A 14,685-nucleotide genomic window follows, 5' to 3' on the forward strand; every position below is an offset into this window, starting at 1 on the left:
TGGATTTATGACTCATGTTTACAAATAGAAATAAATGAAACAATATCAAAGCTATTTGGCTGAATGGCACAGGAGAATTTGTGAAAGCTGATTCAGTTCCACTGGTTGAGAAGCTACGATCTGTGTTAGGCAGAATGGAAGTAGCACTTGGTACTATTATTGATGCCATTATCTGGACTGATGAAAATGGCAAAGTCAATTGGTCAAATGCTACTTTTGACCATCTAGTTAATAAACATCGATTACAAGTTTTTGGTGCCAATGTAATTGATTTGCTGCCACTTAGTAAAAATGGTGAAGTTGTCCCCGAACATCTACACCCAGTTTTTCGTGCCTTAAAACATCAGTTAAATGCTACGGATATTTATGAATTTAAAAGATTAGAAAAAAACTTAATTTTAGAAGTCTCTTGGGCTTATGTACAGATTAAAAATACTGATTCTAGTGCAATTTTAGTTATACGAGATGTGACTGCTAGACAAACAGCAGAAGTAGAACTTCAGCGACATCGGGAACAATTACGGGAATTAGTCGAAGAACAAACGGCGGAATTAGTAGCGGCTAATGAAAAGCTCAAAAAAGCTCAAGTGCAGTTAGTGCAAACTGAAAAAATGTCTAGTTTGGGACAACTTGTGGCGGGAATTGCCCACGAAATTAATAATCCGGTAAATTTCATTTATGCCAACTTGAGTTATATTCAAAGATATACTCAAGATATTCTGCACGTTTTAAAACTCTACCAAAATTATGTAGTCGAAACTCCAAACAATATTTTGCAACAAATGCAAGAAGTGGATTTAGACTTTATTATTGAAGATTTACCTAAAACTGTCTCTTCATTAGAAATAGGTGCAGAACGCATTAGACAAATTGTTTTATCCTTACGGACATTTTCTCGCCTAGATGAAGCGGAATTAAAGAAAGTCAATATTCATGAAGGTATTGATAGCACGTTAGTCATTTTGGGACACCGTTTAACAACTGATGGCGATGCAGCAAATATTGAAGTAATTAAGGAATATGGGGATTTACCATTAGTATGCTGCTATGCTGGGCTAATTAATCAAGTATTTATGAATATTCTGGGCAATGCGATTGATGCGGTAGAAGAATGTAGTAGATACTATAGCGATCGCTCTTTGAATCCAGATTGCAAATATCAGGGTATAATCACCATCTCTACCGCATCTACTACCCCAGACTGGATTACTATCCGCATTGCAGATAATGGACTGGGTATACCAGAGCATATTCAACACCAATTATTTGATCCATTTTTTACCACTAAACCAGTTGGTAAAGGTACAGGATTAGGTTTATCAATTAGTTACCAAATTATTGTCGAACAGCATCACGGAAAAATTGGGTGTAATTCTGAACTAGGTAAAGGTGCAGAATTTGTCATCGAAATTCCCTTAACTTCCCTATTAGATAGTAGGGAATAGGGCAAATCAATTCAAAATACCCTTACGGGTAGGCTTACGCCTACAAAATTCAAAATTAAAGATTCTATTCCCTATTCCCCGTTCCCTAATGACTAACCACTTAAAACTAATATATTTCTTGTTGCATTTGTTAACACAGTTTGCAGGGATTTATTGCAGTTTGTAACTGTTTTTGACCATCGCACGGAATATTCCTTTAGACTGAATTCCAATGACCGAAGATGGGAATAAACATCAATGCACGCAAGCAATTTATTGTGTCACGAGTTCGTAGTTGCTGTATCTTTTGTGGCTTGTATCATTGGCTTGGGTTTACTGTGGAACTGCCCAGACACGAACAATGATGACCAGCAAGAAACCGAAATAATTCTATTTAGAATGAGCTTTACATATTGGCTTGTTTATTGTGTAGCATTTGGACTAGAAAAAATGGTTTTTCACAATTATGAGCCTTTGATCATGACTTTGAAAATAACAACAGCGTTGTCATATTTTTTAACTTTTTCGTGTATTTTGAGTTTGCCGCTACATAAATTTGCAGTACATCGAGTTGAAGAATAGGAAGAGAGTCAATCTGGATTTTTTCATTGTTTCATGGCGATCGCAATTATTGCTTCGAGTTTATCCTGTGCGAGCGTCGTCAGGATAAACACCTCCTGCACGGTCTTACCATGTCTAGCAATAATTTTGTAACCACCCCGAATAGGTACAGACACACGCAATTGCATTTTGGGTGCATGACCTTTGACTCTACCAATTACCCCTGGTGTAATGGTTTGAATCCCATCTTCTTGACAAAGCCTTTCTAAAATCGGGATCAAACCAGGAAGATGCGTAGAATGATTCCAGACTAATCTGGCATCTTTACGAGTATTAGCTTTTGATGTGTCTGCACTGGATTTAGCCATGATCTCTAAGCCGCCTCTAGTGGGGCCATTGTTAAACCAGCCCGACGCAGCTGTTGATGATACAATTCTGCTGGCTCTTGAGGGCCTACCCAAACAATCGCTTGTCCTTCATAATGCACTTGATTGGTTAAATCCCAAGCCAAATCGCTGGTCATACCTGGAATATACTTTATCAAACACTCAGCTACGTGTTGAAAAGTATTAAAGTCATCATTTAAGACAATTACCTTATAATTAGGGTAAGTCTTGCGGACAGTCTGACTAGTCTTTTCGGGAGTGACAGTTGGTGCTGTACCCATAGCAAAAACAACTGCTGAACGTGTTGTAACCATAAGAGCAGTTAACCAACAGAATTCTACAAAACTACACTACAACTAACTAGTTTAATCTATAGTCCACTCTCAATAGTCAACAGCCCAAAGAATTGTAATTCCGGTCACAAGAGGATTAACAAGGATTAGCTGAGGTATCCTCTAATGAAACTTACGTTCTGATTCTGGGATAGGAACATCGTTAATACTAGCTTCCCGTCGTCGCATCAGTCCGTTTTCTGCAAACTCCCACTGTTCATTACCATAGGCACGATACCATTGACCAGAATCGGTATGATATTCGTACTCAAATTTGACGGAAATTCGGTTGTCGGTGAAACTCCAAAGTTCTTTTTTAAGTCGGTAGTCTAATTCAGTATTCCATTTGCGCGTGAGGAACTCTCGGATTTTGTCTCTTCCGGTGAAGAATTCTGACCGATTTCGCCAAACCGAATCTTCTGTGTATGCTAAGGCGACTTGTTCAGGGTTGCGTGTGTTCCAAGCGTCTTCCGCCGCCTGGACTTTAGCCACAGCAGTTTCTTTGGTAAAGGGAGGTAAAGGAGGTCTGAGAATATTAGACATGATTGGTATTTCCTTCGGTGTGATCCGTTATCCTGGGCAGAATGCTCTCAGCCATCGCTCAATGCTTTACCTAATTGCTGTTCCAAATCTTGAATCCGAGCCTGAAGAGGTGCGATCATGGCTTCTACTTCTGCAACGCCGTAGCGGATAGGAATATGCTGTGGACAGTTCTCACTCACTGCTTCAATGTGAAAGAGAATCACACGTTCAATTTCTGCTTTGTAATTAGGGACACGAACCTGCTCAATTAAAGCTGAATCTCCTTCGATATATTCAGCTTTTCCCCACACTTTGATTCGTTGGCGGTGACGATAATCCATCAAAAACATAAATGCTTTGGCTTCTCCCGAAAGATTACCGACGGTAATGTACTGCACATTTCCCGAAAAGTCAGCAAATCCTAGAGTTTTTTCATCCAGTACCTTGAGAAAACCTGGTGTACCGCCGCGAAACTGGATATAAGGATAGCCATTAGAACTGACTGTTCCCAAATAAAATCCATCTAAACGAGCGATAAATTCAGCAATTTGTGGCGTAATAGTGTCGCCGGCAGGGCCATTAGCAATATAGCGTTCATAGGTTTGCCGTGAACCCCGTTCTGATTGTGCAGCCTGAACTTCAGGAGTAAAGGCAATTTCTCCAAATTTGCGTGGCATAGATTTTTTTGTACCGTTCGTTCGGTATATTGATACTGTATCGAACGTTCGGTACAATGTCAACAGATACAAGCAATAATGTTTCAATTGTCAACAAATGCCCAAACAGACTTATATTCCCTATCTCTTGCAACTGTTTCGGCAGTATGGCTACGACGGTGCAACGTTGTCTAAAATTTCCGAAGCGACTGGGTTAGGTAAGGCTAGCCTGTATCATCACTTTCCTGGTGGTAAGGATGAGATGGTCGAGACGGTGTTGGATTATTTGGAACAATGGTTAGGGGAAAATATTTTGCCAGCGTTGCGTTCTGATGGTGATGCGGAAACAAGATTGCGGCGGATGTGCGATCGCCTCAGTGAACTCTATCAACAGGGAGAACAACCTTGCTTATTTGCGATTTTGCTGCTAGGTTCAGCCCGTGATGTTTTTCACACCAAAGTAGAAAGATTATTTCGCACTTGGATAGATGCGATCGCTAGCGTATTAATAGCAGACGGGATGGACGAAGAACAGGCTAAACATCGGGGGGAAGATGTGGCGATCGCCATTCAAGGTTCACTAATTCTCTCCCAAGGATTGCACAATCCATCACCTTTTCAGCGTGTAATCCAACAACTACCCAGGAGCATTTGTCACAATTCGCAATAATTGCTGATGTAAAAATATATACTAGTAAAATAATCTGAAAATAGATAATTTATTGTCTATGAATGGTGTGTTCCTATGAAATTGAATCATTTATTCAGATTAGCAGCCATTACTGTTTTAACAGCATTTAGCTTTGTGTCTACAATCAATACAGCCTTAGCAGACTATTTAAGTAGTGAAGGGATGGGAGGTAAATATCGTTATGAACTATGGCAGAGTGATAATAATACTTATTATTTAAAAATTTGGTTACAAGATGCGTCATCAGGTAGTATATCATACACAACTACTAGTCAATTTTCCTCAAGTAGAGACGCATTAATTTATTTTGATTGCAATTACGCTCAAAGAGATTTACCGGAATGTTCTTGAACCAGTGAAATAGAAATCACCGAATTATCGAAAAATTCGGTGATTTTTTGCGGAATATTTCCTGTTCGTGCCTGTAATCTTGTTTCAAGATTCTGGAACAGCCAAAAAATCTAGACTTTTAATCCAAAATCCAAAATCCAAAATCCAAAATTGTCACAGCTACCGCCAATCTTCCCAATTTTGATTAAAAATGGAAGTATCAGGGAAAGCAGTAGGGTTGCCATTCTTTTCTAATAGACGTTTGAGGGCTTGCAGTTGCGGTTCTGGTTTTGGTAAATCATCTACTAATTCGTAAGGTGCGACGTTATTTTTGAGGGCGAAAGCGGTGACAGTTCCCGCCGCCGCACCAGCAGACCATTCAAAGGAATGCACCCGATAAGCCGCCGCCGCAATGTGACTAGTAGCAATACTTTTACCACCGACAATTAAATTGTCCACTTTTTGAGGAATCATCGCTCTCAGCGCAATTTGGAAGGGATAAGCCTGTCCGCCACCGCGTCTTTCTCCAGCGCGTTCTGTGTTACCTGCGGCTTCTGGGGGGCTTTTTGTCATGCAAGGATGAAAGTCAATGGCGTAGTGACCAATACCCACCGCATCAGGGAAAATAGTAGAACGAGTCCGCCGCACAACTTGATCTGGCTTAATTTGACCAGAAATTACTGATGTTGCCTCCAAACCAGCCAAAGCGGCTTTGAGTTGGCGATACATACTCGCTGGCAGGGTTTTGCGGTAATATTCATCGTTGTAGTTGCGGCGAGAAATATCAATCTCCCAAATTGTAAAACCTCCTGGTTGTCCCCAACTGGGACGGCCGATAATGCGTCTTCCTTCCCGCATATAAGGATATTTCGATAAACCATGTACTGTCCCCATCGGCGAATCTAAACCAGATAAAAAGCGGTTATTGGTTTGTTGCTTTTTCACACCCTTGCCTAATTGGGAATCGGTTGTGCCGGCGACTAGCCAATAATAGTAAGATAAAGCGTGTTCTTCGGCTTTGCGGAAAGTCTCTGTTCTGAGTCCACCCATCCAACCGCCGGGTTTTAACTGTCCTGTGGCTTGTAACTGTTGACGAGTGTAGACTAAGTTATCCTTAGCCGTTCCAGGGCGGTAGTCATTACCCCAAGTCCAGTTTTGCATGGATATATCTCCTGGGGTGGGAGCAGTAAAGTTAACGCCTCTAAAACTGGTTGGTTGTCCTTGGTTGGGACTCCAGATGCGACGATAGGTAAATACTAGGTCAAAACTAGCTAACCGTTCCAACTCATAGCTAAAGTAAGGAGAGTATTGCAGATAAAAAGGCGGCATTTTTTGCGGTTGAGGTTCCTTTGTCGCCTCCATTGCAAAGGTGTAGGTAAAGCCTTGGGTGCAGTAGGGGTCATTACTGGTGCTAGAAGATGAAGGTTCTAGGAAGGAACGTCCATCTATACCAAGTCTGTAGGGGACATCCGCCAAAGCAATAATTTCTCCGGTTTCGCTAGTGTCTACCACATACCAGGGAATTTTGCTTTTACTTTGTTTAGGAACGAAGCGAATAATAGTTTTAGTAAAGCGAGACGAATTGTTATAGCGATACGCGTCTTCTATGGTTTGTGATAGGGGAAAAGTGTTGAGGGGTGGCGCGCCTGTAGCTGGCTGATGTTGAATAGCGATCGCGCCAGTAATTAACTGTCCACCTGTATTAGTATTATTCTTAGAGATTGTCAGTTCTTTAATTACTGTATTGGGAAACCATTCCAACTTCCCTTTACCCCGTTTTTCCGCATCCTTGAGCATTTGCACCAGAATGGTATGTGCATCACGGGGGAGAAAACAGGAATCACTCACCCAACAGTCTCCAGGGTTGAGTTTACCGTATTTTTTTTGGATGCGGTTGCGTAATTCTAAATAACCACGAGAATAGAACTGACGACTGCGTTGAGTAGGTCGTTCATCTAATGCAGATGTTCCCTGTGAAGAAATTTGTCCTCCTAACCAGTCAGTGATTTCCGTTAAGCAAACCCTTTTCCCGGCTAACAAACCCTCATAAGCTGTAGCTACACCAGAAAGTCCACCACCTACTACTAAAATCTCACAATTAATAGTCTTATCTGGGTTTCTCGGTGGGGCGGCGATGATAGCGGAATGCGGTAAGAGGTAGCCAGAGATTAAGGTCAGACTCATCATTGAGGCTACTTTTTGTCTACGCTTCATGGTTTGAGAACTATTACTATTTCTACTAGTCAGCCAACTTGTAGACGTTACCATTCCGAGAATGTTCATGGCAAGGATTGGGGACTGGTAAAGGCAAAAGGTAAAAGGTAAGAGGTAAAAGTAAAAAGATAGGAAAAGATGCTTTTGCCTTTTCTGAGGTTTGTGACGAGAAAAATTGATGAGAACAGATTGACTTAAATTATTTTTGATAGATTATATTTTTAAACTTACCTGAAAATAAGCGGCTTATTCTACCCCATTCCCTATTCCCCATGCCCTATTCCCCATTCCCCATTCCCTTGTTATGAGTCTTTTTTGTTTAGTTCACGGTGCATTCCAAGGTAGTTGGTGTTGGGATTTACTAATTCCCCACTTAGAAGCACAGGGTCACAAAACAGTAGCAATGGATTTACCAATTGAAAATGCCTCTGCTACTTTGTCCCAATTTGCAGATACAGTAATTCAAGCACTGCCAAAAACTGATGATGATATTGTCCTAGTTGGTCACTCAATGGCTGGGACTATAATTCCTTTGGTTGCAGAAGCGGTGCAAGTGCGTCAACTAGTGTTTGTGGCTACGCTGATTCCGTCTCCTGGTGTCAGTACATTCGACCAATTTGCTCATAATTTTGATGCTGATACGCTCAAATCATTAAATTACCAGCCAAAAAACCCTAGTCAACTAGAAAAATTTCATTCTGAACCGAATATGTATGAACCTGCGTCGCTAGGTAGAGATTTTACTGACGAAGCAGTATTAATGGATTTGTTCTTCCATGATTGTCAACCGGATGTAGCACAGTGGGCTATCTCTAAAAGTCGTTCGCAACAATCTATGGCTTATATTTATGAAACGAATCCTCTCAAAGCTTTGCCTTTAGTTGAGCGTAAATATATTGTTTGTACCAAAGATAGAATATTATCTCCGGTATGGTCGCGCTACGCTGCACGCCAGCGTTTAGGGATTGACGCTATTGAGCTAGATTCTGGACATTGCCCACATTTATCTTGTCCTGAGCTTTTGGCTTCAATATTAACTGGAGAAAGGAACTAGGGAACAGGAAACAGAAAGACAATGTTAAGCTGTTACACCCATAAGTTGCATAGTCTTAAACTAAAACTGCGATCGCTATCAATCCTAGCAGTCCACCCGACTATAGAACATCACCCCACCAACGTGAATAACTCATTTCTGTTATAGATTAGGAGATAAGCACGCCGCAAAATACTGACAACACATCAGGATGGTTGTGATGAAGAGCCAGAACCAATTGATATTATCCTTATTTGTGAAAAGCGTCCTAGTCTTTTCTCCCTTGCTGTTGTCGGCTGAAATCAGCAATGGACAACCTACACCATCCATCTATTCTCAGCAGAGTCTCACCCAAAATCAAACATTAGCCCAAGTCCCAACACAAAAGCGGGTGTTAGAGTCTGAACTGAGTCGGACAACTATCTTGCTGAATATTTGTTTAGTGATTTTGAGTTTATTTCCAGTAGTAATTATTGCTTTATTTTGGCTACTGCGACGGGTGGCTATCCGTGAAATTGTGGATAGAGCTATGTCGCATTTAGAAGGTGTAGAAAAACTGGAAGGACAATTAACTTTAGTCAAGCAAGATGCAGAAAATCTCATCCAAGAAGCTAAAGGAATTACCCGCGCTTTAGAAAGGGAAGCTGAGAACCTACAGCAAAAAATTAAAACAGAGCAAGATAATTTATCTTTTGTAACATCAGAAATCTTACAAGCTAAGGTTGATAACTTAGCTAAAATTGCCACAGAAGTCGCAACTTTTCAAGAAAAAATTGAGCATTTATTGTCTGAGTCTGTAAGTCAATTAACTCACTTAGAATTAGAAGCCCAACAAAAGAAAGATATAACGCTAGTAAATATAGAAAATAATGAAACAGAGTTTGTTAATCACCTGACTGAGTTAAAACAAAATACAGCTAGTCAGCAAAACCAGATTTTAACAGATTTAGAAACATCAAAGTTAGAATTTAATGCTCAACTAGGCAATTTATATACTGATACTCAGGCACAGCAAACTAATATCATTACGATTTTAAATACTTTACAGTCAGAATTTGGTGTGCAGCTATCTGCATTACAAGCAGATGTACAGCAACACAAAGATATCAAAATAGAAAATCTCCAAACAATAGTTAGTGAATTTCAAACTCAAGTATTAGGATTAACAACAGATACCCAAAGACACAAAGATAGTTTTTGGGAGAATTTAAATAATATACAAGCAGAGTTTACACAGCAGTTAGCTAATTCTCAGTCAGCAGTTAATGGTAGAAAAGAGAAAGTTTTACAAAATATTCAAGAGTTAGAGAATTTATTAAAAGAACAAATATCAGCATCACAGTCACAAATTCATCAGGAATTAAGAAAGCTACAATCAGAGTTTGCATCTAAGTTAGCTGAACTGCAAACAGATGCTCAAAACCGCCAAGGACAGATTATCGAAGACTTAGAAAAATCAGGTTCAGAATTTGTTTCACAGTTTTCTGAGTTGCAATTTAATGCTCAACAACAGAAATTATTAATTTTAGAAAAACTAGAAAAACTGGAGACAGAATTTGTAGCACAATTATCTGAGTTACAATTAGATGCTCAACAGCGTAAGAATATAATTTTACAAGAATTAGCTGAAGCTAAACCCGCAGTCATTAACATACAAGAACCATCACCAGAACCTCAACCGCCACGGGAAAATAATAAACCAAAATTGACATTTGATGATCATATAGCGCAGGGAGATAACTTATTTGCACAAAAACAATATGAAGAGGCGATCGCAGCTTACGAGCAAGCGGTAAAACTCAACCCTGATGATGCTATACTCTGGTTTAAATGTGGGCTGACCTTCGCTAGATTACGACGCTATAAACAAGCGATCGCTTCCTACAACCGCGCCATTAAAATTCAACCAGATTACCATCAAGCAATGTGCGATCGTGGTGTAGCTTTTGGTTATTTACAGCGACATCAAGAAGCCTTTAAATCATTTGATCAAGCCACGCAAATTAAACCAGAAGATGCTACAGCTTGGCTAAATCGCGGTTTAGCATTAATCGAGTTAGAACAATATGAAGACGCAATCAAATCCTTTGAAGAAGCTTTAAAACTTCAACCAGAATCTCCCAAAATTTGGGATAAACGCGGTTACACTCTTGTCAGATTAGGTAAGGATGAAGAAGCAATCAATTCTTTTGATAAGGCACTAGCAATTAAACCAGATTATGCCAGTGCTTTCTATAATAAAGCTGCCTGTTATGCACTACAAAGACAAGCAAATTTAGCTATAGAAAATCTACAACAAGCAATTAATCTCAATCCCAGATATCAAGAAGACGCTGCCAATGATATCGATTTTGATGATATTGCAGATAATGAAGAGTTTCAAAAACTGATTAGAGTAACTGAGAATCGGGAATGAGAGACAAGGTAGACAAGGTAGACAAGGGAGATTTTTCTTCAATGCCCTATGCCCCATGCCCCATGCCCAATTCCCTTGAATTATTTAATCCTTTCCACGTCTTCTACTGCTTTAGGAACACCTTCTGTTAAAACTTCATGTCCTGTGGGTGTGACTAACACATCATCTTCAATGCGAATTCCAATACCTACCCATCGTGGATCTGTTTGTGGTTGGTCTTCGGCGAGTTTTGTGTCTGGTACTATATAAATCCCTGGTTCTACTGTCAAAACTTGCCCAGGTTGCAAAATCTGCGGTTTGTCTTCACCATGTTGGTAAACACCCACATCATGCACATCTAAACCAAGCCAGTGGCTGGTACGGTGCATATAGTATGGTTTGTATTTCTCTTCCTCAATGAGTTTATCCACTTCACCCTTGAGAATACCTAGTTCCACCAATCCTTCCGTTAAAACACGGACGGCAGCATCATGAACTGAGCTAAAAGTATTACCTGGTTGGACTTGGGCGATCGCTTGTTTTTGGGCTGCTAAAACTATCTCATATAATGCCTTCTGCTCTGGTGTAAATTTACCACCTACTGGAAATGTTCTGGTGATATCAGAGTTGTAATAACCATAAGCACAACCTGCATCAATCAGTAACAGGTCATTTTCTTGCATCTGACGATTATTTTCAATGTAATGTAAGACACAGGCATTAACACCAGAAGCCACAATGGAAGGATAAGCAGGCCCCATCCCACCCCGCAGGCGAAATATGCGTTCTATCTCTGCTTGAATTTCATATTCATAACGCCCAGGTTTAGCGATCGCCATTGCTTGATTATGTGCTTCAATAGCGATGGCTGCTGCTTGACGCATCATCTCTAATTCTGCTTCGCTTTTGATTAATCTCATGCTATGCAGAATTGTACCAGTGTCTTCAATAGCAGTTGGCCCTGTTCCCCGTCGCGGATAAGTCCGCAGCAAATTTTGGTAATGATTGAGGATTTTATCGTTAAAGTGGCGATCGCGTCCCAAATGATAATAAATGCGATCGGCTTTTTCTAAATATTGGGTTAATTTCTCATCTAGTTCGGTGATGGGGTAAGCTTCATCCGCACCATATAGTTCTTTGGCTGCTTCCACACCACAACGATAACCAGTCCAAACCTCTTTTTCTCTCTCCTTGGGTTGCACAAACAACACAAAACGATGTTCTTGATGATGAGGTGCTAACACTGCTACCGCCTCTGGTTCATTAAACCCAGTTAAGTAAAAAAAATCACTATCTTGACGGTAATTGTATTCGACATCGTTGTGCATAACTGCCATTGGCGCACTACGGAAAATAGCTGTACCATTACCAATTTTGCTCATTAACTGCTCACGACGCTGCCGATATTCTAATTGCATAGGTGAAATCTATTTGCGATTTATAGTATATTATTACACTTTTAACAACTACGGTTAATAGTTGCTAGTTGAAGTTATTCTAACTAATCTTGACTTTACCTTCAGTGCCTTTGTCAAAACTCAGGTAGACATTTTACTCATACTCCCACTTTCAAAATAATTTATTTCTCGAATTCTTGAAGCAGTTGGGATTTTTAACAATATCAACTATCACTTTTTGAGCAATTTATCAAATAAAGATTTTCTGTTTGTCATAAACATTTTATTTTAAAAGATAGAGTAATGAACAAACATTTATCAATATTGTGTTGATTTTATCAAGCATTCCTAACATCATTATTTGATAATTAGTAACCCGATACATTTTCAATATCTTTTCTGTTATAAGAATATACATAATTCATTTATTTTATTGGCAAAGCATGACATCAAAGGGGATTTAGCATCATTTCTGTTCAAATAAAACCATTCATCAAATAGAAAAGTTATGTATTAATAGCTATGTCTTTAAACGATGATTTTTATAAAATACAAATGTTATTTACAATTAAAAATTTTCTCAGAAAATGTTATTTGGCAACAGAATTGTCTCTGGCTTAGGAGTTAAAACTTGAATAGCAAACAGTCATAAAAACATACTATGCCGAGCGAACAAGATAGCGCGTTTGATATATCTTTGGCAAAGTCACAAAGCCTCCTGTCTTCTTCTCAAACTCAGTCGGATTTTAATATTGCATTACCCAGCAGCTATGCTAGTTCTTCATCTATCGAGTCAGATTTAGGAAGCATTATATCCCCCACTAACAGTGCTAATCCAAATCCCAATCCTTACCTAACTAGTGCTGCAATTACTCCTGACTTTAACGGTGACGGTAAAGCCGATAGAGTTTGGGTAAATACTCAAACAGGTGAGATTTTAGTCCGTCTCATGGATGGTGCGACAACCTTACAAGAAGCGTCTCTTGGTCAATATGATTTGACCACCTGGAGTTATGAGATTGCTGATTTCAACAACGATAACAAAACAGACTTCTTGTTGCGTAATAACTCCACAGGTGAAAATGCGATCGCACTGATGGATGGGACAAGAGTCTCTAACTTCGTCTATCTAGAAAAAGTTGATGCAGGTTGGACAGCTAGCATTGGCGACTTCAACGGCGATCGCAAAACAGATATCTACTGGCATAATGCCACCAGTGGCCAGAACGCTATTTGGACAATGGATGGCACAACAGTTACCAGTGCTAATGTTCTAGACACAACAGCTGTAGGTTTAACTCCTACTATCGTTGACTTCGACGGTAACGGTAAGAGTGATCTCTTCTGGCGTAACAATACCACAGGCGAAAATAGCGTCTGGTTCATGGATGGTTCTCAATCCACCAAATATGATCTCCAAGCCCAAGATTCATCTTGGGGTTACACCTTGGGAGACTTCAACGGTGACTTTAGAACTGATATCCTCTGGCGCAACACCGCCACCGGCGAGAACAAGATTTGGACAATGAACGGTATCTTCGTCACTGAAGGAACTGTCAACACCCTCGACTCATCCTGGACAGCCAACATTGGCGACTTCAACGGTGATGGCAAGACAGACATCTTCTGGCACAATCAGACCACAGGCGAAAACACAGCTTGGTTAATGGATGGTACAGCCGTTAGCAGTGAAGCCTTCCTCCCCAGCAATAGTGCAGCCGTTTCTCCATACCTTGGTGATTACAACGGTGATGGTAAGACAGACCTCTACTGGCGTGATCAAACAACCGGTACAGACACAATTTGGATTATGGACGGTACTAGAGCCACTGAAACCCCCGTCGCTAATCCCTTGACACCAGAATGGTACACCGGCTGATAAACAAGGCAAAGGGTAAAAGGTAAAAGATTCTTTTGCCTTTTACTAATCCCCATTGGGAGGGTGTAGGGGGAAGAAAAAGCCGCCAACCTAACCCTTGAGTTAAAAGCCCCACTCCCTGGGACAACCCAACCATGCTGGGATCTTTTTCAATCCCAGCCCAACACCTAAACCCTTACACCCTTACACCCCTAGTGAACTTATTTCTTCTCCCCATTTTCCAGACAGTGAGGTTAAAATCACTAGACAAGGTTTAAATCTACAGTGGAATTATGAAGACTGCTGAAAAGCTAGCTGCTGGTTGGCTCATCACACTTGGATTCACGTTTTTAATCTCCTCTGTCTCTGCGGTAGTGGAAAGGAATTCCATGTTCAAACCCATTTCCCCAGGCGAAAATGAGGAGTTGGTGCGTGAATATTTCAATAGAGAAAGAGCATCTTTATTAAACGCCACTGCCACACAAGGTTTAATTTTTGGTTTACCCACCGTGATTTTAGGTTCATGGCTAGCTTGGGGACTATATCAGGAAAGTAGAAACGAGAGAAAAGTCCTTCAACAACAAGTGAGCGATCGCCTACAATCTACTTTTTATAACATGATTCAACAAAATGATGGACGCATCACCGTTTTAGGCTTCGCGATGCAGTCACAACTCCCTGCAACGACAGCGAGAAAATTTTTAGACGAAAAAGCTCAAGAATTCAACGCGAATTTTAAAGTCAGCGAAGAAGGCTCAGTATCATATTATTTTGATCTCTAGATAAGAAATAGGGAATGGGGAATGGGGAACAGGGAATAGGTAATAGAGACTAATGACTATTGACTAATGAATATTGACTAATGACTAATTCCTTTCAAAGCAAC

14 protein-coding genes are annotated in these 14,685 nt (G+C 40.2%); 8 read left to right on the forward strand and 6 right to left on the reverse strand.

The window, feature by feature from the left end; genetic code table 11:
• The first annotated feature begins 134 nt into the window (after positions 1-134).
• Positions 135-1,445 carry a PAS domain-containing sensor histidine kinase gene (locus CV014_RS16485; protein ID WP_236143016.1) on the forward strand — a complete coding sequence of 437 codons (1,311 nt, stop codon included), beginning with the start codon at positions 135-137 and terminating at the stop codon, positions 1,443-1,445.
• Between the two features lie 237 nt (positions 1,446-1,682).
• Positions 1,683-2,006 carry a hypothetical protein gene (locus CV014_RS16490; protein WP_236143017.1) on the forward strand — a complete coding sequence of 108 codons (324 nt, stop codon included), beginning with the start codon at positions 1,683-1,685 and terminating at the stop codon, positions 2,004-2,006.
• Positions 2,007-2,029: 23 nt separating this feature from the next.
• Here the strand turns inward: CV014_RS16490 and CV014_RS16495 are convergent, their stop codons facing one another.
• The 4 genes from CV014_RS16495 to CV014_RS16510 form a co-directional block, all read right to left on the reverse strand.
• Entirely contained in the window at positions 2,030-2,353 is a 324-nt protein-coding gene (locus tag CV014_RS16495) for a DUF2103 domain-containing protein (protein WP_236143018.1), read from the reverse strand.
• A gap of 5 nt (positions 2,354-2,358) precedes the next feature.
• The gene (gene clpS, locus CV014_RS16500; protein WP_103138015.1) at positions 2,359-2,685 is read right to left on the reverse strand and encodes an ATP-dependent Clp protease adapter ClpS; all 327 of its coding nucleotides are present in this window, start codon (positions 2,683-2,685) and stop codon (positions 2,359-2,361) included.
• Positions 2,686-2,826: 141 nt separating this feature from the next.
• Positions 2,827-3,246, reverse strand: a complete 420-nt coding sequence (locus CV014_RS16505) for a nuclear transport factor 2 family protein (protein ID WP_236143019.1) — start codon at positions 3,244-3,246, stop codon at positions 2,827-2,829.
• A 47-nt stretch (positions 3,247-3,293) separates the two neighbouring features.
• Positions 3,294-3,902: a pyridoxamine 5'-phosphate oxidase family protein gene (locus tag CV014_RS16510; RefSeq protein ID WP_236143020.1), complete on the reverse strand. Its 609-nt coding sequence runs from the start codon at positions 3,900-3,902 to the stop codon at positions 3,294-3,296.
• Positions 3,903-3,999: 97 nt separating this feature from the next.
• Here CV014_RS16510 and CV014_RS16515 point away from each other — a divergent pair, with 97 nt between their 5' ends.
• Both CV014_RS16515 and CV014_RS16520 read left to right on the forward strand, forming a co-directional pair.
• Entirely contained in the window at positions 4,000-4,551 is a 552-nt protein-coding gene (locus CV014_RS16515; protein WP_236143021.1) for a TetR/AcrR family transcriptional regulator, read from the forward strand.
• A gap of 75 nt (positions 4,552-4,626) precedes the next feature.
• Positions 4,627-4,923, forward strand: a complete 297-nt coding sequence (locus tag CV014_RS16520; protein WP_236143022.1) for a hypothetical protein — start codon at positions 4,627-4,629, stop codon at positions 4,921-4,923.
• 159 nt (positions 4,924-5,082) lie between these two features.
• On the opposite strand, the gene CV014_RS16525 is transcribed toward CV014_RS16520, so the two are convergent.
• Positions 5,083-7,116, reverse strand: a complete 2,034-nt coding sequence (locus CV014_RS16525) for an FAD-dependent oxidoreductase (RefSeq protein WP_236143043.1) — start codon at positions 7,114-7,116, stop codon at positions 5,083-5,085.
• A 304-nt stretch (positions 7,117-7,420) separates the two neighbouring features.
• Between CV014_RS16525 and CV014_RS16530 the strand changes: the two genes are divergently transcribed.
• Positions 7,421-8,170 (forward strand): alpha/beta hydrolase, encoded by a 750-nt coding sequence (locus CV014_RS16530; RefSeq protein WP_236143023.1) that lies wholly within the window; start codon positions 7,421-7,423, stop codon positions 8,168-8,170.
• A gap of 199 nt (positions 8,171-8,369) precedes the next feature.
• Positions 8,370-10,565 (forward strand): tetratricopeptide repeat protein, encoded by a 2,196-nt coding sequence (locus CV014_RS16535; RefSeq protein WP_236143024.1) that lies wholly within the window; start codon positions 8,370-8,372, stop codon positions 10,563-10,565.
• An 80-nt stretch (positions 10,566-10,645) separates the two neighbouring features.
• Here the strand turns inward: CV014_RS16535 and CV014_RS16540 are convergent, their stop codons facing one another.
• Positions 10,646-11,962, reverse strand: coding sequence for an aminopeptidase P N-terminal domain-containing protein (locus CV014_RS16540; RefSeq protein ID WP_236143025.1), 1,317 nt, complete (start codon positions 11,960-11,962; stop codon positions 10,646-10,648).
• 640 nt (positions 11,963-12,602) lie between these two features.
• On the opposite strand from CV014_RS16540, the gene CV014_RS16545 reads away from it, so the two are divergent.
• Positions 12,603-13,820, forward strand: coding sequence for an FG-GAP repeat domain-containing protein (locus CV014_RS16545; RefSeq protein WP_236143026.1), 1,218 nt, complete (start codon positions 12,603-12,605; stop codon positions 13,818-13,820).
• A 272-nt stretch (positions 13,821-14,092) separates the two neighbouring features.
• Entirely contained in the window at positions 14,093-14,581 is a 489-nt protein-coding gene (locus tag CV014_RS16550) for a hypothetical protein (protein ID WP_236143027.1), read from the forward strand.
• Positions 14,582-14,685: the final 104 nt, after the last annotated feature.

Source organism: Nostoc sp. CMAA1605, assembly GCF_021596505.1.
Lineage (GTDB): Bacteria > Cyanobacteriota > Cyanobacteriia > Cyanobacteriales > Nostocaceae > Trichormus.

Excerpts from the sequence above, each read along its gene's own strand:
- CV014_RS16520 (WP_236143022.1), top strand. The coding sequence starts at position 4,627 with ATGAAATTGAATCATTTATTCAGATTAGCAGCCATTACTGTTTTAACA.
- CV014_RS16525 (WP_236143043.1), bottom strand. The coding sequence starts at position 7,116 with ATGAAGCGTAGACAAAAAGTAGCCTCAATGATGAGTCTGACCTTAATC.
- CV014_RS16510 (WP_236143020.1), bottom strand. The coding sequence starts at position 3,902 with ATGCCACGCAAATTTGGAGAAATTGCCTTTACTCCTGAAGTTCAGGCT.
- CV014_RS16535 (WP_236143024.1), top strand. The coding sequence starts at position 8,370 with ATGAAGAGCCAGAACCAATTGATATTATCCTTATTTGTGAAAAGCGTC.
- CV014_RS16530 (WP_236143023.1), top strand. The coding sequence starts at position 7,421 with ATGAGTCTTTTTTGTTTAGTTCACGGTGCATTCCAAGGTAGTTGGTGT.
- CV014_RS16505 (WP_236143019.1), bottom strand. The coding sequence starts at position 3,246 with ATGTCTAATATTCTCAGACCTCCTTTACCTCCCTTTACCAAAGAAACT.
- CV014_RS16485 (WP_236143016.1), top strand. The coding sequence starts at position 135 with ATGGAAGTAGCACTTGGTACTATTATTGATGCCATTATCTGGACTGAT.
- CV014_RS16540 (WP_236143025.1), bottom strand. The coding sequence starts at position 11,962 with ATGCAATTAGAATATCGGCAGCGTCGTGAGCAGTTAATGAGCAAAATT.
- CV014_RS16545 (WP_236143026.1), top strand. The coding sequence starts at position 12,603 with ATGCCGAGCGAACAAGATAGCGCGTTTGATATATCTTTGGCAAAGTCA.
- CV014_RS16550 (WP_236143027.1), top strand. The coding sequence starts at position 14,093 with ATGAAGACTGCTGAAAAGCTAGCTGCTGGTTGGCTCATCACACTTGGA.
- CV014_RS16495 (WP_236143018.1), bottom strand. The coding sequence starts at position 2,353 with ATGGCTAAATCCAGTGCAGACACATCAAAAGCTAATACTCGTAAAGAT.
- clpS (WP_103138015.1), bottom strand. The coding sequence starts at position 2,685 with ATGGTTACAACACGTTCAGCAGTTGTTTTTGCTATGGGTACAGCACCA.
- CV014_RS16515 (WP_236143021.1), top strand. The coding sequence starts at position 4,000 with ATGCCCAAACAGACTTATATTCCCTATCTCTTGCAACTGTTTCGGCAG.
- CV014_RS16490 (WP_236143017.1), top strand. The coding sequence starts at position 1,683 with ATGCACGCAAGCAATTTATTGTGTCACGAGTTCGTAGTTGCTGTATCT.